This is a genomic window from Dyella sp., assembly GCF_051954575.1.
In the GTDB taxonomy this organism is placed as follows: domain Bacteria; phylum Pseudomonadota; class Gammaproteobacteria; order Xanthomonadales; family Rhodanobacteraceae; genus Dyella_B.
In genome coordinates this window covers 1-24,330 of sequence record NZ_JBQCHP010000155.1, presented here as the reverse complement: position 1 = coordinate 24,330, position 24,330 = coordinate 1, and the positions used below count along the sequence as shown (strand labels likewise).

General features: G+C 61.2%; 20 protein-coding genes, 2 tRNA genes and 1 pseudogene. 4 read left to right on the top strand and 19 right to left on the bottom strand.

The window, feature by feature from the left end; translation table 11 throughout:
- Positions 1-214: 214 nt before the first annotated feature.
- Genes ACTHNE_RS18985 through ACTHNE_RS18970 form a run of 4 tightly spaced genes read right to left on the bottom strand, consistent with a single transcriptional unit; the run spans position 215 to position 5,948 of the window.
- Positions 215-337, bottom strand: a complete 123-nt coding sequence (locus ACTHNE_RS18985) for a terpene synthase family protein (protein WP_414649759.1) — start codon at positions 335-337, stop codon at positions 215-217.
- A 57-nt stretch (positions 338-394) separates the two neighbouring features.
- A complete protein-coding gene (locus ACTHNE_RS18980) occupies positions 395-3,466 on the bottom strand; it encodes an efflux RND transporter permease subunit (protein WP_440270034.1) in 3,072 nt (1,023 codons plus the stop codon).
- Positions 3,463-4,539 carry an efflux RND transporter periplasmic adaptor subunit gene (locus ACTHNE_RS18975; protein ID WP_324944691.1) on the bottom strand — a complete coding sequence of 359 codons (1,077 nt, stop codon included), beginning with the start codon at positions 4,537-4,539 and terminating at the stop codon, positions 3,463-3,465. The genes ACTHNE_RS18980 and ACTHNE_RS18975 overlap by 4 nt, the downstream gene beginning before the upstream one ends.
- The gene (locus ACTHNE_RS18970; RefSeq protein ID WP_324944688.1) at positions 4,536-5,948 is read right to left on the bottom strand and encodes a TolC family protein; all 1,413 of its coding nucleotides are present in this window, start codon (positions 5,946-5,948) and stop codon (positions 4,536-4,538) included. The genes ACTHNE_RS18975 and ACTHNE_RS18970 overlap by 4 nt, the downstream gene beginning before the upstream one ends.
- 391 nt (positions 5,949-6,339) lie before the next feature.
- Here ACTHNE_RS18970 and ACTHNE_RS18965 point away from each other — a divergent pair, with 391 nt between their 5' ends.
- A complete protein-coding gene (locus ACTHNE_RS18965; protein WP_440270033.1) occupies positions 6,340-7,986 on the top strand; it encodes an MASE1 domain-containing protein in 1,647 nt (548 codons plus the stop codon).
- A gap of 14 nt (positions 7,987-8,000) precedes the next feature.
- Here the strand turns inward: ACTHNE_RS18965 and ACTHNE_RS18960 are convergent, their stop codons facing one another.
- Positions 8,001-8,462, bottom strand: a complete 462-nt coding sequence (locus ACTHNE_RS18960; protein ID WP_324944682.1) for a hypothetical protein — start codon at positions 8,460-8,462, stop codon at positions 8,001-8,003.
- A gap of 422 nt (positions 8,463-8,884) precedes the next feature.
- Between ACTHNE_RS18960 and ACTHNE_RS18955 the strand changes: the two are divergent.
- Positions 8,885-9,147, top strand: a pseudogene (locus ACTHNE_RS18955) (transposase); the annotation flags it as partial.
- A gap of 12 nt (positions 9,148-9,159) precedes the next feature.
- A complete protein-coding gene (locus ACTHNE_RS18950; RefSeq protein WP_440270038.1) occupies positions 9,160-9,408 on the top strand; it encodes a transposase in 249 nt (82 codons plus the stop codon).
- A gap of 120 nt (positions 9,409-9,528) precedes the next feature.
- Here ACTHNE_RS18950 and ACTHNE_RS18945 read toward each other — a convergent pair.
- The 14 genes from ACTHNE_RS18945 to tssB form a co-directional block, all read right to left on the bottom strand.
- Positions 9,529-9,602, bottom strand: a tRNA-Cys gene (locus ACTHNE_RS18945).
- A gap of 81 nt (positions 9,603-9,683) precedes the next feature.
- Positions 9,684-9,759, bottom strand: a tRNA-Gly gene (locus ACTHNE_RS18940).
- 446 nt (positions 9,760-10,205) lie between these two features.
- Positions 10,206-10,493 (bottom strand): hypothetical protein, encoded by a 288-nt coding sequence (locus ACTHNE_RS18935; RefSeq protein WP_414649772.1) that lies wholly within the window; start codon positions 10,491-10,493, stop codon positions 10,206-10,208.
- A gap of 344 nt (positions 10,494-10,837) precedes the next feature.
- The gene (tssE, locus tag ACTHNE_RS18930) at positions 10,838-11,272 is read right to left on the bottom strand and encodes a type VI secretion system baseplate subunit TssE (RefSeq protein ID WP_324945954.1); all 435 of its coding nucleotides are present in this window, start codon (positions 11,270-11,272) and stop codon (positions 10,838-10,840) included.
- Positions 11,269-13,995: a type VI secretion system ATPase TssH gene (gene tssH, locus ACTHNE_RS18925; protein WP_440270032.1), complete on the bottom strand. Its 2,727-nt coding sequence runs from the start codon at positions 13,993-13,995 to the stop codon at positions 11,269-11,271. The genes tssE and tssH overlap by 4 nt, the downstream gene beginning before the upstream one ends.
- Before the next feature lie 70 nt (positions 13,996-14,065).
- On the bottom strand, positions 14,066-14,524 hold the full coding sequence (locus ACTHNE_RS18920; RefSeq protein WP_440270031.1) for a DUF3828 domain-containing protein: 459 nt from the start codon (positions 14,522-14,524) through the stop codon (positions 14,066-14,068).
- Between the two features lie 163 nt (positions 14,525-14,687).
- On the bottom strand, positions 14,688-15,029 hold the full coding sequence (locus ACTHNE_RS18915) for a hypothetical protein (RefSeq protein ID WP_440270030.1): 342 nt from the start codon (positions 15,027-15,029) through the stop codon (positions 14,688-14,690).
- Between the two features lie 145 nt (positions 15,030-15,174).
- Positions 15,175-15,639, bottom strand: a complete 465-nt coding sequence (locus tag ACTHNE_RS18910; protein ID WP_324936906.1) for a hypothetical protein — start codon at positions 15,637-15,639, stop codon at positions 15,175-15,177.
- Between the two features lie 505 nt (positions 15,640-16,144).
- Complete coding sequence (locus ACTHNE_RS18905; RefSeq protein ID WP_324936904.1) at positions 16,145-16,630, bottom strand: Hcp family type VI secretion system effector; 486 nt, start codon at positions 16,628-16,630, stop codon at positions 16,145-16,147.
- Positions 16,631-16,642: 12 nt separating this feature from the next.
- Positions 16,643-18,352: an OmpA family protein gene (locus ACTHNE_RS18900; protein ID WP_324936902.1), complete on the bottom strand. Its 1,710-nt coding sequence runs from the start codon at positions 18,350-18,352 to the stop codon at positions 16,643-16,645.
- A 10-nt stretch (positions 18,353-18,362) separates the two neighbouring features.
- Positions 18,363-19,019: a DotU family type IV/VI secretion system protein gene (locus ACTHNE_RS18895; protein WP_324936900.1), complete on the bottom strand. Its 657-nt coding sequence runs from the start codon at positions 19,017-19,019 to the stop codon at positions 18,363-18,365.
- Complete coding sequence (tssK, locus tag ACTHNE_RS18890; RefSeq protein ID WP_324936898.1) at positions 19,016-20,362, bottom strand: type VI secretion system baseplate subunit TssK; 1,347 nt, start codon at positions 20,360-20,362, stop codon at positions 19,016-19,018. The genes ACTHNE_RS18895 and tssK overlap by 4 nt, the downstream gene beginning before the upstream one ends.
- A gap of 123 nt (positions 20,363-20,485) precedes the next feature.
- Positions 20,486-22,030, bottom strand: coding sequence for a type VI secretion system contractile sheath large subunit (gene tssC, locus ACTHNE_RS18885; RefSeq protein ID WP_324936896.1), 1,545 nt, complete (start codon positions 22,028-22,030; stop codon positions 20,486-20,488).
- A gap of 23 nt (positions 22,031-22,053) precedes the next feature.
- Positions 22,054-22,560: a type VI secretion system contractile sheath small subunit gene (tssB, locus tag ACTHNE_RS18880; RefSeq protein WP_324936895.1), complete on the bottom strand. Its 507-nt coding sequence runs from the start codon at positions 22,558-22,560 to the stop codon at positions 22,054-22,056.
- Positions 22,561-22,837: 277 nt separating this feature from the next.
- On the opposite strand from tssB, the gene ACTHNE_RS18875 reads away from it, so the two are divergent.
- On the top strand, positions 22,838-24,330 hold a 1,493-nt coding region (locus tag ACTHNE_RS18875; protein ID WP_440270029.1), incomplete at its 3' end, for a type VI secretion system Vgr family protein.

Here is a 24,330-nt window from a genome sequence, read left to right as displayed (position 1 = left end):
TTTTTAGCGCTCATCACTGCGCTTACGAAAGACTTGATGAGCACCTTCGGGTTCAAGGTAACGGATGCTTGTAGCGCGAACTCGTGTCGTGCCACGTCAAGGCGCCGGCCATCCACTGTTGCAGTCCGCGCAGGTAACGCTGCAGTTCTGCAGAAGGCACGTTTGCCAGCGCTCGGCACGATGCCTCGCACTCATGCACAATACCATTGTGAAGCTACACCACCTGCGCGACGGCGTCCTGCAGCGAACATCCCTGCTCTGCCGCGAGAATCAGGACCAGGTGGCAAACAGGCCGTACATCCGCGGCATCCCAGGCAACTGAATACAGGTCATTCACGAATGACTGATGCCGTCCCCACTTGCCTGGTGAAACCGATCACAGTCCTCCGTGCTGTCACGCCTGCGAAACAGGGACAGGTTCGTGGCCGCCTGACGATTTCTTTCGCATCAGCACCGCATACAACACCGGCATCACCAGCAGCACCAGCGGCACCTGCAGCAACATGCCCGCGATGATCGCCACCGCCAGCGGCTGCTGCATCTGCGAACCGGAACCCAAGGCCAGTGCCAGCGGCAGCAGCGTGAGAATGGCCGCCATGGTCGACATCAGGATCGGGCGCATGCGATGCCGGGCGGCTTCGACCAAGGCCTGATGCAGCGGCATGCCGCCTGCGATTTCTTCCAGTTCGGAGAAATAGAAGATCGCCACTTCGGTCACGATGCCCACAATCATGGTCATGCCCATCATCGCGGAGATGTTTAGCTCGATGCCGGTGATCCACAGGCCGGTGAACACGGCGCATATCGCCAGCAAGGGCATCAGCATGATCGCCAGCGCGGCGCGGAAGCTTTCGTACAGGAACAGCAGCAGCGTAAACACCAGCGCGATGGCGGCCAGCAGCACCACGGTCAAGCCGCGGAAGGCCTCCTGCTGCTGCTGATACAAGCCGCCCAACTGGTAGTACATGCCCTTGGGCAGCATGCCGGGCTTGGCGAGCATCAGTTTCACGTCATTCGCCACCGCACCCATGCTGCGTCCGCTGATGCGGCCGGTCACCGCCACCATGCGCTTGAGGTTGCTGCGGGTGATTTCCGGCTGCCCTTGCACGATCTGCAAGGTGGCGATCTGCGACAGCGGCAGCAGATGGCCATCGGCAGCACGGATGGGCAATGCCTTGACTCGCTCCAACTGCTTGTATGAAGGCGCCGACAAGCGCACGCGCACACCGATCATCTTGCCTTGTACTGGAAGCTGGGCCGCGACGGTGCCATCGATGGCTGCTGTCACCTGGTCCGCCACTTCCTGCGGATCGAGCCCCTGCAGCTCTGCCTTGGTCGGGTCCACTGTCATGGTCAACGCATCGCCGGCGGGATTGATGCCAGGTAGCACGCCGTTCACGCCGTTGACCTTGCCCAGCGCATCGGCCACTTTTTGCGCGGTGGCGTTGAGTTCGTCGGCGTTGTCGCTGTAAAGCTGGATCTCGATCGGTTGCGGTACCGCCACCAGGTCGCCGATCATGTCTTCCATCAGCTGCGACACTTCCACATCCAGGCCGGGCACCTTTTCCTGCACCTCCTTGCGGATGTCGTTCATCACCTCTTCGGTGGGGGGGCGCGAACCGTTCTTGAGGCGGATGAAAATATCGCCCGTGTTGGCTTCCGTCAGCGCCTCGCCGAGCTGCAGGCCGGTGCGCCGCGAATACGTATCCACATTCGGGTTGGCGCGGATGATCTCTTCCACCTGGCTCAGCAGGCGTCCGGTTTCTTCCAGCGAGGTGCCCGGCTTGGAAATGTAGTCGAAGGTAAAACCGCCCTCGTCCATGACCGGCATGAAGCCGGTACCGACCTCGCTGAAAGCCAGCGCACCCACGCCCAGCAAAGGCAGCACCAGCACCAGCGTCCAGATCGGGCGCTTCAACCACCGTTGCAGTATGGATTCGTAACCATTCCGCATGCGCTGCGAAAAACTACCACCGGCGTGATCGGCGGCATGTCGCTGATCCAGCAACCGCTCCGACAGCAGCGGCACCACGATCCAGGTCAACAGGTAGGAGATCACCAGCGCGCTGGCCATGGTGAGCGACAGCGCCTTGAAGAACGCTCCGGTCACGCCGGTGAGAAACGCCAGCGGCACGAAGATCACTACGGTGGCGGCGCTGGAGCCGGTCAGCGGGCGCGTGAATTCCCATGCCGCGCGCGCGATGCTTTCCTTCACGTCATTGCCGCCGTGCAAGCGGCGCATGATGTGTTCCTGCATCACGATCACATCGTCGATGATCAAGCCCACGGCCGCCGCCATGCCGCCGAGCGTCATCATGTTGAAGCTCATGCCCAGCACGTTCAGCAGCAGCACGGTGATCGCCAGCACCGCCGGCACCACCAGCATGGTCACGAAGATCACGCGCGTATTGCGCAGGAACAGGAACAGCACCACGCCCGCCAGCACGATGCCGATCAGGATCGCGTCGCGCACGCTGCTTGCCGCGCCGGTAACGAGCTGGGACTGGTCGTACCAGTTGGCGACTTTCACGCCAGCCGGCATCTGCGGCGCGTAATCCTGCAGGCGCTGCTTCACGTCGCGCGCGATCTGCACGCTGTTGCCGTCCGGCTGCTGCAGGATCTGGATCAGTACCGCGTTCTGCCCATCGGCGCCGACGCGGATCCACTGCGGCACATGGCTGAGCGTGACGTCGGCGATATCGCCCAGGCGCACGATGCCATGGCTGTCCGCGCGCACCACGATCTGGCGCAAGGCTTCTACTGTCTGCGGCTGATTGTCGGCCAACAGCAGATACAGCTTGTAGTGATCGGAAACACGTCCCATCGCCTGGATGGTGGCGGCGTGGGTGACTGCTGTCGTCACGTCGGTCAGGGCAAGGTCCTGCGCGCGCAGGCGGTTGGGATCCACGTCGGCGTGGAATTCCGCCACCTCTCCGCCTTGCACCTGCACGCGCGCCACGCCGTTGACACTGCTGAGCAGTGGCCGCAACTGATACTGCGCCAAGTCATACAAGGCGCTGGGTGAAAGCGTATGCGAGCGCAAGCTGTAGGCCAGCATCGGATACGAACTGGGATCCATGCGGCGGCTGGTGAGCGTGGTGCCGGCAGGCAGGTCCGGCAGCACCTGGCTGGCGGCGGCATTGATGTCGCCCAAGGCACGGCTCATGTCCGTGCCCCAGGCGAACGTGATGGAAACATCCGCGCTGCCGCGGCTGGTGGTCGATCGCACATCCCGTACGCCCGGCACACGACGCAAGGCCGCTTCCACCGGCGTGGTCACCGCGATCGCCATCTGGTCGGCGGGCCGGTCGCCCGCATCGAGCGACAGGATGACACGCGGGAACGCCACATTCGGAAACAACGCCACCGGCATGAACACGGCACTGGCGATACCGCCGATGGTCGCCATCAATACCAGGAACAACAGCGCGCGCCAGTGGCGCTGCATCCAATCGGTGACTCTCACTTGGTGGGCTCCTGCTGCTGCTCGCGCACGGCATCGCCGTCTCCAAGCTCGTAGTTGCCCAGCACGATCACTTGCATCTTGCTGTCCAACGGGCCCGCTACGCCGAGGGTGTCACCATCAGGATGCTTCACGCTGACATCGATCCGCTTGGCCTTGTCCTTGTCGACGATGAAGACGTAATCGCCCTTGTCGTCGTTCAACACCGCGCTGCGCGGCAATGCCCAGGCCTGGTAGTTGTCGGTTTCGATTTTCGCCTGCACGGGCGAACCGGCGACCAGTTCGTTGCCTGCTTCCGGCGGAAGGGAGACCTGCAACGGCAGCAGATGGGTTTGCGCGTCGATCGCGCGGCCGACCACGTCGAGGCGACCACGCAAGACCGCGCCTTCGCCATAGGTGGGCTGCACTTCCACAGCCATGCCTGGCTTCAGTTGCGCACCGTCCGCCGGCTGCGCACCGACGCGCGCCACCAGGGCTTGCGCCGGCGCGAACGTCAGCAAGGCCGCTCCCGCCTGGAAGCGATCGCCAAGATTCACATTGAGCGCCGTCACCACGCCGTCGGCAGGTGCGTCGATGGTTTCTTCGGCGCTGCCGCCGCCGAGCGCGCGCTGCGCTTCCAGGCCGGCCTTGGCATCCTCCAGCGCCTTGCGCGCGGTGGCCACTTGCGATTGCGTGGCCAGGTGCTGCGCCGCCATCTGTTCGGTGCGCTTGAGTTCGCCGCCGGCCAGATTCAGCGTGCTTTGCGCCTGCAGGAAGGCATTGCGCGCGACCGGATCAGGCGCGATGCGCAGCAGGGCCTCCCCGCGCTTCACGGTCTGGCCCGCCGCTACCAGCAGACCGGTGACCAGGCCACCGTGGCCCAGGCTGACCGTGCTGGCGCGATGGGGATCGCCCGCTGCGGTCCCCCATGCCTCGATGGTGTCATGGAAGGTATGGCTTACCGGCGCTGCAGTGCTCACCAGCACGGTGCCCTTTACGTCGGCTTCGCCATCGTCTGCGCCGCCGCCGCTGCATCCGGCCAGCGCGATAAGCATCGAAGCCGCCAAGGCGGCATGGGTAAAGACGGATCGATTCATGGCTTGGAGGTCGCTACGGAGGGTTGTTGGAGGTCGGTGCTGCCAAGTAATGCTTCCAGCGCGATGGCTTGCTGCGATTGCTGGTCGCGCGCGGCGATGGCGTCCATGTCCGCGGTAAGCGCATTGGCGCGGATGGACAAATAGGTTGGCCAGTCGATCAGGCCTTTCTGCCAGGCGCCTTCGGCCGCGCGGCGCGCGTCATCCAGATGCTGCGCATGCGCCTGCGACTGATCGCGTTGCGTGGCCAGAATGTCCTGGTCGAGCATCAATTGGCGAATGTCGTTGCGGGTGGCGAGCACTCGGTTTTCGTAGTCGTCCTTGAGTTGCTGGCGCGTGGCCGTTTCGATGCGGATATTGCCGCGGTTGCGGTCGAACAGCGGCAGGGTGAAGCCGATCGTGATGCCGTGCGAAGGGATGCCGGAGTTGTCGCTCTGGCGATCGAGGCCCAGGCTGAGCGCGGGAAACTGCGCGCGGATCGCGCCACGCAAGGTGGCTTCCTGCGACTTGTAGCCGGCCTGCAGGGCGAGCAGGTCCGGACGCCGCTGCGGCAGGCTGGCCAGGGCGGCATCCACTTGCTCGGACGTGGGCGAGGCCTGGAACGGTTCACCAGTCAGCGGCAACGGTGCATCAGGCGAAAGCCCCAGCAGCACGCGCAGATCGTGTTCGGCCTGGTGCAGCTGCACGGTGTTGTCGGAAAGCCGCTTGCTGGCGTCGGCGTAGGCATTGAGGCCCGCGCTGGCCGCGTCGTAGGTCAGGTTGCCCTGTTCCAGCGCCTTGCGCACGTAGCCGTCCACCGGCGCCAGCGCGGCCTGCTCTGCGGCCAGCCGTTGCTGCTGGTCACGCAGGGATACCACCTGGTTGAAGAGTTGCCGGGCCTGGGCGATCGTCTGCCATTCGGCCCACAGCAGGTCCAGGTTCACCTGGTCGGCCTGAGCATTGGCAGCGGCCTTGCGGGTCGAGCGCAGCAGCAGGCTGGTGATGTCCTGGGTGATGCCGAACGCCGAGGCGGTTCGGTATCCAGGGATAGGATGGGTCAGGTATTCCTGGTTCAGGGAAACCTGGGGATCCGGCAGCAAACCCGCCTGGAACGCCTGGGCACGGGCGACGCCCAACTGGTCGCGCATCACTTTCAGGTCCGGATTGTTGGCCACCGCCAGGATCGCCACGTCGGTGACGCCCATGCCATGGGAAAGATCCACCCGATGCGTACGCAGCGCCGGCAGAGGCATGGTCGAGGTATCGGCCGAAAGTTGCGACGCATCCCTCGCCCCCTGTCCCTCGCCCAACGGCAGCGGCGAGTAGGTGGCGCAGCCGGCCAGCCACACGACGCAGGCAACCGCGCTCAGACGTCCCGGGCGCAGACCCGGCAAGCCAAGGCAGCGTGGCAATTCCTTACGAAACAAACGCACTGGCAAGTCTCCACCGCAGTTTTCGACCTTCACGGCGCAAGACTAAACAGATTTGCTTAGCGCACTCTTTGCAGCTGTATGACCACCCAGAACAGGACCCTGTTGCCCCAAAACCAGGTGCCCATAGCGCCGCACCGGCCGCCTGCCTGCTTGCACCGCGCCAGCGCCGCCCGCAAGAACTTGAGCTCTCTTCACGCGGCAAACGTGCTCTGCGTCAGCTATTTCGACCGCCGTCCACGGGATAGTCTTAACTTGGCAGGCCCCAGGGCCGATAAGCTAAAGCACTCACGCGAACTTCACGGCCCGGATTGTTTTATTCTTGATCTAAGCTGGCGGGAAAAGCGGAATCACGCCTTGTCATTGGTGAGCTTCTTTTGCAGGGGAAAAACGCATGGGGAAGCGGTGGTGGACTAACGAATGGCTGCTGCAGCTTGGTGTTGCAGTCGGCTATGGGCTTCTCTATTTCGCGATACATCCGTTTTCCACCGCGCATTGGCCAGTCCATGCCGGCGTACGACTCGCCTGCCTGCTGTTGATACCGTATCGGTTCTGGCCGGCGCTGCTGATTGGCGAAGTGCTGCCCAATGCGTATGGCATCTTTCCAGGTATGGACAAGGATCTGGCGTGGATCGTCTTCCGCTGCATTCCACCCTTCGCCGTGGCCATGCCCATCGTGTGGTGGTGCCGGGCAAAGCTGCCGCCATTCCCGTCGAAAGACTTCATCGATGTCAAAGCACTGCTGGTTTGCGGGTTGCTGGTCGCATTGGGCGGAACGGTATATAGCTCCACCGCCGTGGTATTGGCCAATGATCCCACCACGCCGCTTAACTTCATGCAGGCGGCCATTTTCTTCCTTGGATCGTATCTGGCGATATTGTCCATCGTGCCGTGGGTGGTCATGGCAAGGCTCGATTATCGACCGGGCCAGATACGCGCGCAGATCTACCAGGCATTTTCCGGGCGCTTGTTTCTCGATACGGTCGCATTGGTCGCCCCGGTACTGATCCTACTTACCTGGGCAAGCCAGGGTGGGAACGACATAATCCGGCAAATAGCTCCGGTGGCGATGTTCCTGCCGATGGCCTGGCTTACGCTCAAGCACGGCTGGCGTGCGGCCGCGATCAGCGGCCCCCTGGCCATTGCCTGCATTTCCTTGCCGATCTCCCTGGCGGCCGATTCCGATCCGAAGACCTATACGACAGAGGCGTTTCTCGCCATCGGCATTACCTGCCTGTTCGCGCTGGGCGCCCGCATCAGCGTTCAGCTCATGCAGGAAGAGAAAGAACGGCAAAGCGTGCTCAACGTGCAACGCCTGGCCAGGCAGAATCTTCAGCTCAGCGAGCAGCGCATGCGCCAGACTTCGCAGGCGCTCGAATATCTCGCCGGGACGTTGCATATCACGAACGGTCGTCTGCTCGATCAGATGCGCCGTATCGTTCCCAACATCGAAAGCCACGCCTTTTACAAGCAAGCAGTAGCCACGCAGAATCAGGTTTATCGGCTGGCCGAAAGTATGCATCCGGTGGCATGGCGCGAACGCGGATTGCCCGCGGCGCTCAACGAAACGGTTGCTCGCGCCCTGGATGAAGCGGGCATCGCCTATCGTTGCGAAATCAGCGGACGCGGCTTTACCCGTCTAGCGCCGTCCGTACTTACCGCGGCTTATCGGACTGCCTGCGAGGCTGTCGTCTACGTCACTTCCAGGCTTGCTTGTACGCGCGTCAACCTCAAGCTTCGCGGCGGAGAAACTCATGGCAAGCGCTGGGTGATGCTGTGCGTTGAAGGCGTGCTGGAAGAAACCGGTGTCGCCAGCGCGGTCTATTACTCCGAAGAGCGTCGGCGCCTGGCTGCGAAGCTGGGTGCGAGCATGCTGGACATTCCTGAAATGCGCGATCACGTATCCATCTTCAATGGAGCGCTGCATCTACGCATGCCCAAGGACAAATTGCGGGTCACGGCGCTACTGCATGATGCCGTGCAAGAGGAGCCGAGGCCGGTTTCCAGCCTCGCTCCTCAGATTCGCCTGTGGGTGAAATAGCCGCCAGCGCTGGATCAAGGTCCACCGTTCCCTGAGCAACCCGCTGTCGGGCACGATGCATTATTCAACACGGTGAAGCGCGTGGCGCCATTGCTCTGCGGCGTCGCGGTCACCGTCGTGGCGCTGTCGCTGTAAACCGTCGTTGTCGAAGACGAGTCCGTCGTAGTGGACGAGGACGTCGCCACATTCTGCGAATCCACACCCACTGGCAGCACGATCGACGTGCCATTGGCGGTACCGACCGCGGCATGCACGTTGCCATTCAGATCGTTGACCTGGATGTACTTGATGCCATTCAACACGAACACGTAGACGTGCCAATTCGGATTGGCGCTGACGTCTGCTGCATTCGGCCACGCTTGCCCAAGCCCCGTCGCGGGTGCCGACGTCTGGGCCGAGGCGATGGAGGTAACGCAAAGAGCAAGCAGGCCGGCGAATGCTGCTTTACGGACAAAGCTTCCTTGATTACGGGACATGGGGCTTCCCCTGGTATGGTAGTTCGCCTACCGGAGGCCAGAATGTACCAGGGGAATCGTGCATAAGTTGGAGAAATTTTCTGGCATAACCCATGCAATTCCGCCGTGTCATAAATCGGCTCTTCTCTTCACATTTCCTTGACCGTTCGGCCGTGTTTTAAATCGTGGCAACTTAAATAAAGTATCGGGCCACGCGGCCAGTACGTGGTACCTACACCTTGCTTGGCCACCCCATGGCGACGGACGCACTCGGATGCGCGCTGCATGAAAACGCAAACGGCGCGAGTGGCGCATCAAGCCGGCACGCGTCGGGGGCATAAAAAAAAGCGCCGCAACAGCCTGTGTCAAAACTCATCTGACACATAGACGCTGAAGCAGTCGCAGGCAACACTGCCCTCGGAGACCCCGAGGGCATTTCTTTTATGGGCCATATCACCGGCGAAGGTCGCGGTCAGAGCGCATTGTTTCCGTTGAGCCTGGACGAATTTCTACCGGAGATCACGCCTGCCGGGTGATCGATGCGTTCGTGTCGAGTCTGGATCTTCAGGCGCTGGGTTTTGCGCAAAGCAAGCCGGCTGCGACGGGACGGCCGGGCTACGACCCGGGCGACTTGCTGCGCCTTTACCTGTACGGTTATCTGCAACAGATCCGTTCGTCGCGGCGGTTGGAGACCGAGTGCGGCCGCGTCTCCCGTCACGTGGAGGAGGATGTGCTCCAACGGATGCACGCTCGCGCGACCCCGCAAGCGATGCGCTTGCGCCGCTGCACGGTGGAGCGGTCGTTTGCGGAACTGAAATACCGGATCTTCGGCCTGCCTCGCTTCTTGCCTCGGGGAAGCAGAGATGCCGGTGCCGACATGGCCATTGCGGTCATGGTCTTCAACCTGAAGCGCCTGAGGAGCCTGCTGGGCCGCACTCAGCTCATCGAACAGCTCCAGCCGATCTGATCGGCTCGCTTCCGCTCGTCATAAAGAAAAAGGCGCTCCTCTTGCGAGGGGCGCCTCCTTGACCATGGCAGCTCGTTTTGACACAGGCTGGCAAGGGCGCTTTTTTTTCTTCCTTCGCAATGGAGGCCAGGGTCGGAATCGAACCGGCGTACACGGCTTTGCAGGCCGCTGCATGACCACTCTGCCACCTGGCCATTGCGCTGAACCACAACCATAGCAGGTCGGGTTCCGCTTTAAAAAACAAAACCTCGGCTCACCGAGGTTTTGCTTGAAACTGGAGCGGGAAACGAGACTCGAACTCGCGACCCCGACCTTGGCAAGGTCGTGCTCTACCAACTGAGCTATTCCCGCATCGGAGCGGACAACTATAGCAGAACCCGGCGCGATGTGAATACCTCGCGAACATCTTCGCGAATCCTTCGAGCCCGTTGCCGTAACAGATTGAGGCGCCGGCGACATTGGCGCCCCTTACTGCCTGCCTGGGTACCGTCCGGCGCGTCGCCACCACATCGACGATGCCGCTGGCACCATCGATCAAGCCCAGGGCTTTCGCTCCTGCGACATGGCAGCCCCCGGACGGCATGGAAGACTACGAATTTGGACAGCGTACGCAACTGCGCCGCGATGAAACCTGCGTTTCGTCGCGGCGCCCAGGGAGATACCAGCCAGCGAGAACACGTTGCCCTGATAAAGGAAATGTTTGAAGGCAAACGCGTAGCGCGCCATTCTCATCCCTGTGTATCCATGCCCCATCGCATACGCACGGTCGCAGCGCGTGCGCGTGATCGATTGCTTACTCAAGTAGCACGGACATTCGCTTCTGAAGAGGCTGCGCGAGTGTCTCGCACCGCGCTGGAACCATGTCCCCACGCTGGTGTAGGTGAGATAAAAGTTCGTTGCGTCTTGCGGCTCAGCAGCCGTTGCGCCTGAAATGAAAAAATCAGCGACGTTTCCGGTTCGTCCCAATCAACACCACGCGATGCGAGGTCGGGCGCAACAATCGCAATACGCCGGTAGGTACCAACCTTCAGCATGCACGCCGCGGCATGGAATGCAGTCACGAAGCTTAGGCAACTAGCGTTGATGTCGAATCCAGGTGTGCCGACATGCAGGCCTGCCGATTCGAGGATACGGCTCGCCGTGCATGGTAGGGCCTACTCCGCGACGCCCGACGCGGACAGCACGAGATCAATTGACGAAGCGACAATCTCCCCGCGTACGAGGGCGTCACGCAACGCGGCGGCAGCAAGCCCAGATTGGGTTTCCTCGTTGCTGGCATGATATCGGTAGTCGACACCTGACTTGCAACGTACATAACCAGGCTCGCGCTTGAGTACAGCGTCAAGTTCGTCGGACGATACCCGACGTGTTGGTAGCGCCTTACCCGTACAGAGAATCTTGATGGGCAGCATACCGCTCGGGAACATCTCTAATATCGCTCCATCTCGCTCTTGAGCAACGTCAAGCGCGTCTTGCCATCCGGCAGGAAGTGTGTACCAAACCGCACCAGCCCCGTCTGGTGAAGATGGCACGTCATCGTGAAGCTCAGCAGCATGTCCCGCTCGATCTGCGCGATCTCGATATCGATCGCCTTGAGGCGCGGCTCGTATTTCAGGAGTGTGTGTTCCATCACGCGCTTGAGCCGCAACGTAGACGCCGGCAGATCCCGGTACACCTCGGTCAGATCATCGAGGCCGTAATCGGGCACATGCAACAAGCCGTTGCGGCGGCTGTTGAGGATGCGCTGGATGTTGTCCTGGACGGACAGGAACGTTTGGGTCGCCGCATCGAAGTCATCCACCGCCGCACCGTTGGCCAAGTGCCCCGTCACCTTCTCGAAAAGTCCCGGCCCGCCGCGATTCATGCCGCCTGCTCCACGGCCGCCTCAAACTCCACCGTGACGCCCTCGTCCTCGGCATAACCGAGCCGAAGGGTCCGCGGCAACTGCTGGCGCGCACTGCGCACCAGCAGTTCGCGCGACAGGACCGGCAGGATTTGCTGGTCCAGCAGGCTGTCGATATTGCGCGCCCCCGAGTCTGGCAGCTGGCATGCGCGTACGAGTTCGGCCACCAGAGCATCGTCGCACGTCATTGCGACGCCGAAACGCTGGGCGATGCGCTGGGTGACCTTGTCCAGCTTCATGCGCACGATCGTCGCCAACGCCTCCACCGACAACGGCCGGTACACAATGGTCTGGAAGCGTGCGAGCAGCGCGGGCTGGAAGTGTTCCACCAGCAGCGGCCGAATCGTTTCCATCAGCGTGGAGCTCGCCACTTCGTCGTCCGCCTCACGCGTCGCTTCGGTCACCGCCATGATCTGATCGCTGCCGAGGTTGGACGTCATCAAAATGACCGTGTGGCGAAAATCGATCACCCGCCCTTCCCCGTCGCGCATGAATCCGCGATCGAACACCTGATAGAAAAGATTCAGCACATCGCGGTGCGCTTTCTCGACTTCATCGAGCAGGATCACGCTGTAGGGACGCTGGCGCACGGCTTCCGTGAGCACGCCACCTTGTCCATAACCCACGTAGCCCGGCGGCGAGCCCTTCAACTGCGAGACTGTATGCGCTTCCTGGTATTCGGACAGGTTGATCGTGACCAGGGCGCGCTCGCCGCCGAACATCAGCTCGGCCAAGGCGCGCGCCGTCTCCGTCTTCCCAACACCCGAAGGACCGACCAACAAAAACACACCGAGCGGCGCCTGATCGGACGTCAGTCCGGCTTTTGCTGCACGTAGACTCTTGCAGAGCGCAGCCAGTGCATCGTCCTGTCCGACCACCACGCGCCCCAGCCGCGATTCGAGTTCGAGCAGGTTGGCGAGTTCATCTTCAAGAAGGCTCCCCACCGGCACACCGGTCCAGTCGGCAATCACACTGGCCACGGCTGCCGCATCGACTTCGGCATGCACCAGTACGTCCGCGCCGTGTTCCCCGAGCGGACCGTGCAGCGCCTTGATCGAAGCTTCCAGCGCGTGACGGGCCGACGCGTCCGCCGTGTCGCGCCATTGCTCGCGCAGCGATTGCAATTGCGCGACGGTGGCGCGTTGCGCAGCGCATTGTTCTTCCAGGCGCACCTGCTCGGCCACGAGGGCGGCGAGCCGTTGGTCGATCGCCGTGAGGCGCTCAACAACGTCGGCCGCAACGATCCCTTGATCGTGCGTCAGCGCCGCACGTTCGATCGCCAGTGCACGGTGTTCCTCCTGACATGTCGCCAGCGCGACCGGTGTTGCATCCATGCTCATGCGCACCCGCGCTGCGGCAGTGTCGAGCAAATCCACCGCCTTATCCGGCAACTGTCGCCCTGTCAGATAGCGGCGTGACAAACGCACCGCCGCTTCGACCGCCGCATCGGTGATGTGCACGTTGTGATGCTGTGCATAGCGGTCCTTCAGGCCACGCAGCATCAGGCAGGCATTTTCATCGTCCGGCTCATCGACCTTCACCACTTGAAAACGTCGTTCGAGTGCCGCATCGCGCTCAAAATACTGCTTGTATTCGGACCAGGTCGTTGCCGCGATCGTGCGCAATTCGCCGCGCGCCAGTGCGGGCTTCAGCAGATTGGCTGCATCGGCACCGCCCGCCGTATTACCCGCGCCGATCAAGGTATGCGCTTCGTCAATGAACAGCAGGATCGGTGTGGATGACGCCTGCACCTCGTCGATCACGGTCTTGAGGCGCTGCTCGAATTCGCCCTTCACACCCGCGCCCGCCTGCAGCAAACCGAGATCGAGCGTGAGGACGCTGACGTTGCGGATCGCGGCCGGCACATCGCCTTCAATAATTTTCAGTGCAAGGCCTTCGACGAGCGCGGTTTTACCGACACCCGGATCGCCCACGAGAATGGGATTGTTCTTGCGACGTCGCACCAGGATGTCGATCATCTGGCGGATTTCGACATCGCGGCCGAACACTGGATCGATGCGTCCTTTGCGCGCCTTGTGCGTGATATCGATCGTAAAGCGGCTCAAGGCACCCTGTGCATGCGACGCCGGACTCATGCGTGATGTTGCCGACGATCGATCGCTTGCCCTCTCTTCCATAGCGACCACTTCCGCGACGGGCGATCCCGAGGGTGTCGCATGATCCACGGCCACAGCCTGCGCACGCGCCTCGGCCGAAACGGCATCGAGTTCCGGCATCAACCGTTCGATCTGCGCGGCCGACACCGTGAGCAGTCCCCACGCGTCGGGCGCGCGCAACAGGTGCGGGTGGTCGGCCAACGCGGCCAACAGATGCGCCGAACGGATCGATGGCGCGCCATCGGCGGTATCGAGCGACGCACGTAGCCAAGCGGTTTCCAGCCACGCGCCCACGCGCTGGGACAAACCTGGCTTGCCACGCAAATTGTGCGGCAAGCGGCCCACCGCGCTGAGCAAACCGTTCCAGATCGCGTCCACGTCGAGTTCGTAGCGGCGCAGAATCAGCAGCAGGTCGCCCTCGCCGCGTTCGAGCAACTTGATCAACCAGTGCTCGACCTCGATATCGCGATGGGCGCGCGTTTCGCACAGGCTCGCCGCGTCGGCAAGCGCCTGCGCGCAGGTGTCGTTGAGACGACGGAGGTAGGGAGCGCAATCGCGGGTAGTCATGGATATGATGTCTTGATGTACGTATAACTTGTGGCGTTCTTAGCAAGTCAATTCGACAAGCTTGCTCGCACTACTTGTAGTCCCAGGTATCGTCGACCTTGGTGATTTTCCATTTCCCATCCAGTTTTCTCATAAACACCAATACGTCAACTTTCTCCTTTGCTCCTAGGGTGATGGGCACAATCGCTACACCATCCAACATGACGGCGGGATGCGTCACCATGTGTGCAAGCCACTCTTGACTATCGTAATCCTGGACCTTCAGGAAATAGTCGACACCGTTCGGCGGCCCGCTATGGGCGTAATCATTCTTTAGTCTTTCGACCGTCTGCGGCGCCATGTATTTTTCTATGTCCTTTTCTCTCAACGGATAAGTCTGGTCGGAATCGTGCTTGAGGAACCACGTGTAGAACGCGCTCGCCGTTGCCTCCGGCGATTCTTGGGCAGCTCCCGCCACGGCTGTCCGCTGATTCACCATTCCCACCGCGAAGACCATAAAGGCCGCCGCTAAAAAAAGGATGCGTTTCATTTTTTTTCCTCAATCATGGCGATAGATTTCGTATGATGGCTGCGCATAGCGATAGGCGGGACCGGGGTAAAAGCCACGTTTCTGGCTTAATCCGACGCGGCAAGCCGCTCGACATTGCGCCCCATGAATAACCAGGGGCAAGCATGAATCCGTGACACCTTGACTACAGTGAACCGCCGATTTTCCGCGCGACCACATAAACATCAACGCCGCTCATCGAGCATTCGCTGGAGGATGCTTCGCTGTTCGTGATGACTTGAACCGTGGCGCCTGATTTCTCGTAAAAACTAATGTCGTAAATCTGGCGGTACAGGTTCGTTCCGATCTTCTCCGAGGCGAGCAGCACCGCCTTTGTTTTCGATTCGTCCAGTTTCGTCGGGTCGGTAATTCCTGCATTTTTCAGGCTCGCGATGGCGATGTTGGTCGGCCAGCTTGAGCACGCGGGAGCTTTGGCAAGGCAGAGCATCGGACTCATCAGGAGCAGCATGGCGAGTAGTCGTTTCACGGCACCACCTGAAGCCGGTGATCACCGCTTTCCCAAACTCGCTTACGGGCGGGAAGGGGCATGATGATGCAACCATCTGACGCACTACCAGGATGCGCTGCGCTATCGCCATGAATCATGAATCCGGTACGACCGTAGGTGTTCGTCATCGGGGACGGAAATGATCTTTCGTGTCTTCCACCTTCATGATCTTCCACGTGTCACCGTACTTCCGCAGGAAGATGATCAAATTCGATTTGGTTCCGGCAGCGCCAAAGCGAGCGAGGATCACAGCAACATCGTCAAGCATGACGGCTGGGTGGATCACTGTGTGACTATTCCAATCCGCCGGATCTACATCTTGCACCTTTATGAAGTAGTCCACGTCACCGGGAAACTTGTCATGCTTCGCATCATCGCGTAATGCATCGACCGTTGTTTTCTCCACGTAGGCGTAGATGTGATCGTCGAACAAAACATCCTTAAGCTGGTCCACTTGCTGGATGTACCATGGATAAAACGCCTTCACATCAGCCTCAGGTGTCGAATAATCCTTAGCGGCCGCAATTTGGGGGCACAACGTACAAATCAGCAGCAACACCAAACTTATTGAAGAAGACTTCTTTGACATACGATCCCTCAATGGCGACGATAAATCTTGTACGACGGTCGTAAACGCCTGTAGTCCGGGCCAGGATAGAAGCCCTCAGGGCCGATCCTCTGCTTGAAGTCGGACACCCATTGCGTCCCATCGAAAATGGCCATATGCCCGTCATCATGGCCAGCGACTGGCTGGATGACAACGACATCTCCCTTTTGAAAAGCGCTGCTTTTTACTAAAATCCTGCTGCAAGGAGACTCGGACCATAGTCCTTCGCGCTTCCAACGTGAGCTAGTTGAATGCCTCCCCACTCGATAGCGCGGCGCACATAGGCGGCGCACCGCCCTCTGCTACCGACCTCAGCATGACTATTTGCATAATTCACAGCACCCGCTTTGTCGAAAGGCATTGCTCTCGTATCCAAGTTGGGTATGACTAAAACTCATTAGCCGTTTACCTCATTGATTGAATACCTGGAGCGAAACCATCCAGGCATCCTGTGGCAAGCCAGCCTGCGATAACTAACGAGAACGCGCTACGAGCGCTCGTTCCACGTATCGGCATGCACGATGTTGCCGTCCTTGTACGCCCAGGTGATCTTCTCGTAGCGCAGCTCAACGTTTTCGAGGTGATTGTGTTTCTCGTAGGCCGGATTCTTGATGTCCAGCATCTGCGGACGAACGGCCACTACCTTGACGTTGTCGAGCTTGGTATTGAAGTATTCCTTCTCCTTGCCGGCGTCATCGATCTTGTACCACTTGATCTCGACCGACTTCAGCGTCTGGCCGCTGGTCACCGCCTTGTACAGGTACGGTGTCGACGCATCGGTCTCTTTGGTCAGCGTGATCGGCGCATGCACGCGCGTGCCGGTGAGCTTGCCCGTATTGCCGTCAGTCGGGATGTGCACGCCGTGATCGAACGCCACAAGCTCGACACTGCCTTCACGGTCTTGAACGGTGACCGAGCCCTTGATGTCGGCGCCGCCATCGTCCTTGAGCCACATATATGCCGGAATTGCCATACCACTTCTCTCCTATCGGGAACAGGCCGGACGGCCTTGGGTTGAACGGCTGCCGTCATCGTCACGGCAGTCGGGAATGAGGGTGATTTCGACGCGCCGGTTCATCGCGCGACCCGCGGCGGTGTCGTTGGACGCTTTCGGGCGCGTGTCGCCATAGCCCTGGATTGCAAAACGTGTCGGCGAAAGCCCCGAGGCGTCGATCAGCCAGTCGCGCACGGCGGCGGCCCGCGCTTCGGAAAGCTTCTGATTCGATACCGCATTGCCGACGGCATCCGTATGCCCCGCGACGAGCACGCGTTTGTCGGGATGCGCCTTGATCATGTCGAGTGCCACGACGAGCACGCGATTGGAACCTGGATTGAGCACGGCACTGCCGCTCTTGAACAACGACAGGCTGTCGAGTTCGATCATCGACGGCGGGGGCGCAGGTGGCTCGTAGCCGGCAATCAGCCGGTTAACCACAGGCAGCCACGGCGCGCCGCGATACAACCCAAACCCAAGCCGCATCGGTACGCCCACATCCGCGTAGTGTTCGAGTTCATCGCGATCGCGCTTGACGGATGCCAACGCATCGACGCGCGCCGCATCCTGCGTCATGGGAAGGGCCTGATAACGCGTGATGTGATCGGCGACGCGCTGCATCAGGGCGCGGTTCTGCCACGCGGATGCCATCGCTCCCGCGACAAAGAACACCACCACGGCGATCACGGCATGCGCCAGCGCACGCGGCCAGGCACGACGCACCGGTTGACGCGGCATGCCGGCCAGCAACGCATCAGGCAATGGATAACGTGCCAGCACGCGACGCTCGACAGCCATGTCCACCAGCCCGGTCGTCTGGGCAACAAAGTGACTGAACGGCGCACCCGGCATGGGGACACCCGGAACGGTCGTGACACCGCATGCGGTCACCCGCCACGGTGCCCGGCGATCCGTCCATATCGGCAACACCGTCGCACGGGTCCAGCGCATCAACGCATCGAGCAAGGCGGCACGATGCGCACGCGTTTCCGGCCGCGTCGGTGCCACGGCGCGTACGTACTGTTCCAATTCCGGTGCGAGCACGTCGGGGAGCGCCTGGATGTCGAGCGCTGCGCCGCCGGATACCCCAAACCAGCGGTATGCGTCCGTCCACGGGTAAGCATCGATATCCTCATCGACGGCTTCCGCATACACCGCGATGCAAAGCGGCAAGGCATAGCCCACGGCCCGGCTGGCCGCACGCATCGCCGAATGCCATGGCTTCCATGCCGTCGCCGCTTGCGTGTTCGCGTCGCCCTGATCGGCCGCGATCAACACGGCCACCGCATCCGGCCCCTGCCCGCCCCGCCAACGCTTGAGCGCATCGGCCAGATGCATCAACGACAACGATGTATCGCAACGCACCCAGAGGGCCGCGTCCGTCATGCGTGCGACGTCATCGCCCCACGCGCTGGCCATGGCGTGCGCATCGCCCACGGTGATCACCAGCGGCGTGTGCCGCCTCACCTCGGACGGCAAGGCGCGCAGTGCGTGGTCGACGACCGCAAGCGTGTGCGAGGTCGCACGCCGTTGCGCCCGTGCGCGGCGCGTGAGGAGCACGATCGCCGCCGTCGCCATGCCTACGGTCAACGCAGCCAGCAGAAGGTTCACGCCCACCGACCACGGCGAACAGAAACCGAGCCACGCCAGCACAAGCAACCCTACCCCGATCGCCTGCAAGCGGTACGGATAACCCGACACGAAGGTCCCCTTACGACGCCAGTTGCGCGGCAGCACTATCCAACCATTGATGCAATAGTCCCCAAACGATTGCCGCCATCGCGATGGCCAGCAGCACACCGGCCGGTAACGACAGACGAGGGAACCAACGCCGCGAGACCGTCGATCGCACAACGACACCACCCGATGGCTCATCGGCGCCGCCCAGACGATCGCTGAGTGCCTGAATCATCGCGGCATGCGCATCGCGGCCCTCCAGCGCGAAGCGCCCGCGAAAGCCCAAAGTGAGCACCGCGAAGAAGATCGCCAGTAACGGCCGCACCGGCTGCGGCTGCTGCAACCATTGCTGCATGCGCGCGATCAGCACGTCACCCGCGTCGTGCGTGCCGAATTCGACGACCTGCAGCGGTTCGCGCTCCCACGCGTCGCGATCGCGTGCCGTGAGATGGCTCAGCGCAGCCTCATCCAGCAGCGCGCATTGCGCATAGACCGCGTCCTGGATCACGTCATCCGGTTGACCGCCGGTTTTCAGCTCTGCACGCAAGCGGCGAATCTGTTCACGGCATCGTTGACGCAACGTATCGAACGAGGATGGCGTGGTCGGCCGTCCCAACGTCGCGACGGTCAAGGCGGTGTCGCGAAACGCGACGGGCAACAACGAGGTAGTCATGGCAATCGAAGACGTCATGCGGGCAGCACCGCGTAGAGTTCCAGCGACACGTCGGGTATCGAGGTCGGCACATAGAGGTGGCAGGCGTGGGCCGCCGTCATCCGCTTGAAGGCCGGGTGCGTACTGTCCAGCGCGAAATAGTGGTTTTCGATGCGCACCGGAATCGCCGCCGGCAGGCGCGACATCGGCCGCAGCGGAATGCCCGGCAACGCCGAGTTGACGATGTGTTGCACCTCATCGGGTGCGCCGATCTTGCACAGGCGCGGAAACTGTTCCAGCAGCTCGTGTGCTGGCATCGCCGCGCGCACCGCCAAGTAATAGTCGGTGTTCTCGACCAATCGTGGATCGTTGAACTGCCCCGACCACAGCGTGGCGCGCGGATGATCAAGTGCAATCGGCACCACGCTCGATGGAATGACGGTATCGAGCAACGTGCGGATCAACGCTTCCAGGTCCGCGAAAACCGGTTCCGGCGCGCGATGGTCGTACGCAGGAATCGACTGCAGCGTATCGGCCATCGAAAACGTCAACAACGAACCGGCCAGCCGCGCGAGCACCGCATACAGTCGCTCCGGATGCTGGTCGGGTGCCTGGCACAAGCGCGCCAGCTCCGGCCACGTCGTGTTCACGCTGTGCAACAGCCAGAACAGCGACACGTCGGCCACCGCGTAATCGGCGATCTGGTCCGAGCGCTCCTTGCGACGTAGGGCGAGACTCGCACTCTTGGCCGCCAGAATGTCCGACAGGCGCTGCATCCGCGTCGTCAAACGGTCGCTCGCCGACAGCATCAGGCATGGCGGCACAAAGGTTGAATCAGGCTCAAAACGGCCCTGTGTGTTGCGCACGAAGCGTCCGATCGGGCAGGTCACATAGTCGCCGTGCGGCTCGAAATCGAACAACAGCGCGAGCGCATGCCGCTCGACGCTGATCTCTTCCTTGCTCTCGCCATGAAGATCCACGACATGCAGGTACTCGCGCACGAAGCGGCGCGGCCGGGCGGGCTTCTGGCCGTCCTCGGCGCAGTTGGCGCCTTGTGGATCGATGAGCGGCAACCCGACCAACGCCACGACCGCGTCGACGTGTTTCGGCACATCATCCAGGCTGCGGGCGGGCGGCAAACGATCGGCCGTGTCCGTGTCGATCCACGTACCATCCGGTAAGCGAACGTTGAGCGCGTTCACCTGCAGACGCTCGATCGAAAGCGCCTGCTTGTCGAACGCCACGCCCTGCACGCCCCACGGATCGGGACTGGCGATGCGCGCCACCTGTTCGTCGCAAAGGCCGTTCCATAACCCCTGCTGCTGGAAATGCTGGGGCGACATGAAGATGCCTTTGGCCCACAGCGGTCGAGTGATTTTCATCGTGTCTGACTGACAGACGGGCGAACACATGACGCGTTCGCCCGCAGGAAGGAAACCGTGATCCTGCGACGCCCTTCCCGGCTGTCACAGGATCACACCATCACAGCGCCTGTTCGGGCGTACTCATTCCTTACCCTTGGGCATCTGCGACACCAGCGACAGGCCGATGTCCATGCCCTCGACCTGGAAGTGCGGCACGATGAAGAGCTTGATGCGGAAGAAGCCGGGGTTGTCCTCGATGTCTTCCACCGTCACCTTGGCCTCGCGCAATGGGTGAGAAGCCTGCAGCTCGTCGCCCGGGTCCTTCATCTCGGTGACCAGTCCCTTGATCCAGCCGTTGAGCTCGTTTTCGAGCACCCGGCGATCCTTGGTGGTGCCGATGTTCTCGCGCTGGATGAGCTTCAGGTAATGCGCGATCCGCGACAGCAGGAAGATGTACGGCAAGCGCGCATTGATGCGGCTGTTGGCGGTCGCTTCCTTCGTCTCGTAGAGCGCCGGCTTCTGCGACGAATTGGCGGAGAAGAAGCACGCGAAATCGCGGTTCTTGTAGTACGACAGCGGGATGAAGCCGAGATTGGCGAACTCGAACTCACGCGTTTCCGGAATCAGCACCTCGGTCGGAATCTTGGCCTGGTTGCCCGTGCCGAGGTCATACAGATGGATCGGCAAGTCTTCCACCAGGCCACCGGCCTGCGGACCACGTACCTGCACGCACCAGCCGTTCTTCACGAAGCTTTGCACCATGTTCGCGGCGAATGCGAACGTGGCGTTCGTCCACAGATAGCGGCTGTGGTCCGGTCCCTTCACACCTTCGGTGTAGTTGAACGCCCGCACCGGCGTCGTATCCGGGCCATACGGCAATCGCGCGAGCACACGCGGCATGGTGAGCCCCACGTAGCGCGCGTCATCGGTCTCACGGAAGCTCTTCCACTTCAGGTATTCGGCACGATCGAAGTAATTGCCGATGTCCTTGATCGCGGCGACCTCTTCCATCGTCTCCTTGCCAAAGAACGCCGGCCCCACCGAGCCGATGAAGGGCATATGCGCGGAGGCCGCGACCTTCGAGACGTTGCGCAGCAGTGCGATGTCCTGCGGACTGCGGTCGAATTCGTAATTGGCGATCACCGCGCCGATCGGCTCGCCGCCCGGCGTGTCGTATTCCTGGATGTAGGTGTGGTGATACAAGCCGCTCTGAATGATCTCCGGCGTGTCCTCAAAATCCTGACGCAGCGCGTCCTTGGATACGTCGAGCACCTCGATCTTGACGTTCTTGCGGAAGTCCGTGCGATCGACGAGGAACTTGAGGCCACGCCATGCCGATTCGATGCGCTGGATGGTCTCGTGATGCATGATCGCATCGAGCTGCTCGCTGATCTGCGCATCGAGCTGTCCGATGTGGAAGTCCAGCAGGCTCTTGTCCAGCCGGTCGACGGGCTGCGACGAGCCCCGCAGCATTTTCAGAAAGACGCTGATCGCCTGCGTCACGCGCTCGTCCGTCGATGAATCGGACAGCGCGTCCGTACTCTGAAAACTCTCCACCGGGCGCGTGGCCGTCACCGGCGTAAGGTTGATTTTCTCGCACAGCGAGGCATAGACGCTCTTGGCCGGTGCATCGAGCACCACGGTGCCGGCCGAGGCGTCCTGAGACGATTGTTCGTTCTTGGCCATGTAAAGATTCTCCCCGTCGGATATCAGGCTTCGGACAGCGCGCTGCCACTGACTTTTTGCAGCTCGTCACGCAGACGATCGGACAGCGTTGGGTCCTTGAGAATCTTTTCCAGCTCGCGACGGAATGTTGCATCATCGAGCAGGTTCGATTTAAGGTCGCGCAGCAGATTACGCGCCGCCATGAGCGCGCGCAGTTCCGGCACCTTGCTCGCAATCGCTTCCGGCTTGAAGCCGTCCATGGATGTGAAATCGACATCGACCGTCATCTCCGAACCATCCCGCGCGAGCTTGTTTTCGACGGTCACCTTGGCCTTAGGATGATAATCGGCAAGCACCGCATCGAAATTGTTTTTCGTGATGTTGACCTTCTCGCGCTCCGCCACCGTACGCGTGTCCTGGCCGTTACTGAAATCCCCGGCGACCAGCAGCTTGAGCGGGAGCTCCATTTTCTTCTGGGCACCTCCGGTATGGAGGTCAAGCTTCAAATTAATGCGAGCCTTGGGCAGCTCGTTCTGATAACTCGCGCTCATCAAAGATCCTTTTGATCGTGAAGGAAACGATGGTCACTGCATGCCTGCGCATACACGAAGGCGAGAGTAGTACCACGCTTTTCGCAACGCGTGAATGGGAAAAGCCCCATTCAATTGTCAGGGATAGTCAATTTATTTCGAGATAACCACTTCGCATGAAAATGGCTTCACGTGCGTGCGAAAAACGTTTATGTTCGCGCCTTTGCTTTTGAATCCGCATGAGCGCACCTCACTCATGCAACGTGCGTCATCGGCAAAGCATAAAAGGAAGAAACGGATGTCTGATCGCTTCGACGACATCGCCGCCATCAAACGCGTCACGGGCCGGCAGTCGTATTTCGTGGATGTACCTGGCACCGGGAACGCCAGCGCGTTATCTGTGGTGTCGTGCCTCATCATCGAGCGCATGGGCGAACCTTGGCGCATCACCGTCAAGCTCACGCATCCGGACGCACTCTCGCGCAAGGATTATCTCGGCAAGGATGCCACGTTCACGCTTGCACCCGAGGGTGGCGAGTCGCGTCCGTTCCACGGCTGCATCACGAAGTTCAGCAAGCTCAAGACCACGAAGGATTTCTGCGCGTACCGCTTCGTGATCAAGGCGCATGCTGCACGGCTGCGCCTCACGCCGGCGAGCCGCATCTTCCAGCAGCAGACCGCACCGCAGATCATCGAGGCGATCCTGCGTCGCCACGGCTTCAAGGGCCATCAGTTCGTCTTCAAGCTGCGGCGCACTTACCCCGAGCATGCCTTCCGCCTGCAATACCAGATCAGCGACTGGGACTACATCCGCGTACTGATGGAACAGGAAGGTCTCTACAGTTACTTCGTTCCCGGTGAGCACGGCGATGTGCTCGTGTTCGCCGACGACATCGATCACTACCTGTATCAGCCTACACTCACCCTGCCCTATCGCGAGCCGGCCGGACTGGAAACGCAAAGCGAGGCCATCCTGTCGCTCGAAACGCACGCCCAGACCGTGCCGCAATCGTTTTTCGTCGCCGACTACAACCCGGATCAGGCGTGGGAGCGCTTCAAGGCCGACGCCAACGTCGCCAGCAACGACACCACGACTTACGGACAACCGTATGTCTATGGCACCGGTCATCGGGATCAGGATCAGGCCAAGTGGGAAGCGCAACTGCGACACGAGGCCGCCATCGCCTGGCAGGTCGTGGTCCACGGCGAAAGCACGCATCCCGGCCTGTGCTGCGCGCGCGTGCTGCACACCGACGAGGTTCTGCCCGACGCGCCGAACGGCATGATGATCATTGAGGTCGTGCACACCGGTGCGCGCGACAAGGCGTATCGCAACACCTTCAAGGCCATCCCTGCCGATCGGCGTTTCCGGTTGCCGCTCAACGACGCCACCTGGCCCAAAATCCAAGGCACGTTATCTGCACGTGTCACCAGCCCAAGCCAATACAAATATGCTTACCTGACGAAGGCCGGCTACTACGTGGTGCGCTTCGATCTGGATTTCGACGCGTGGAATCCCGGCGGCGAAAGCGTGCCGTTGCGCCTGGCCAAACCGTTCGCCGGCAAGTTGCAGACCGGTATGCACTTCCCGGCGCTGGATGGCGACGAGGCCGTCATCGAATTCCGCGACGGCGACCCGAACAAGCCCTACATCGCGGCGTTCCACCACCACAGCCAATCTGTCGACCTGATCACCAATCAGGATCGCTGGATGTCGCGCAACGTGATTCGCACGCAGGCCGACAACAAGCTGGAGATGGAAGACTGGGAAGGCCAGGAGCATGTCAAGCT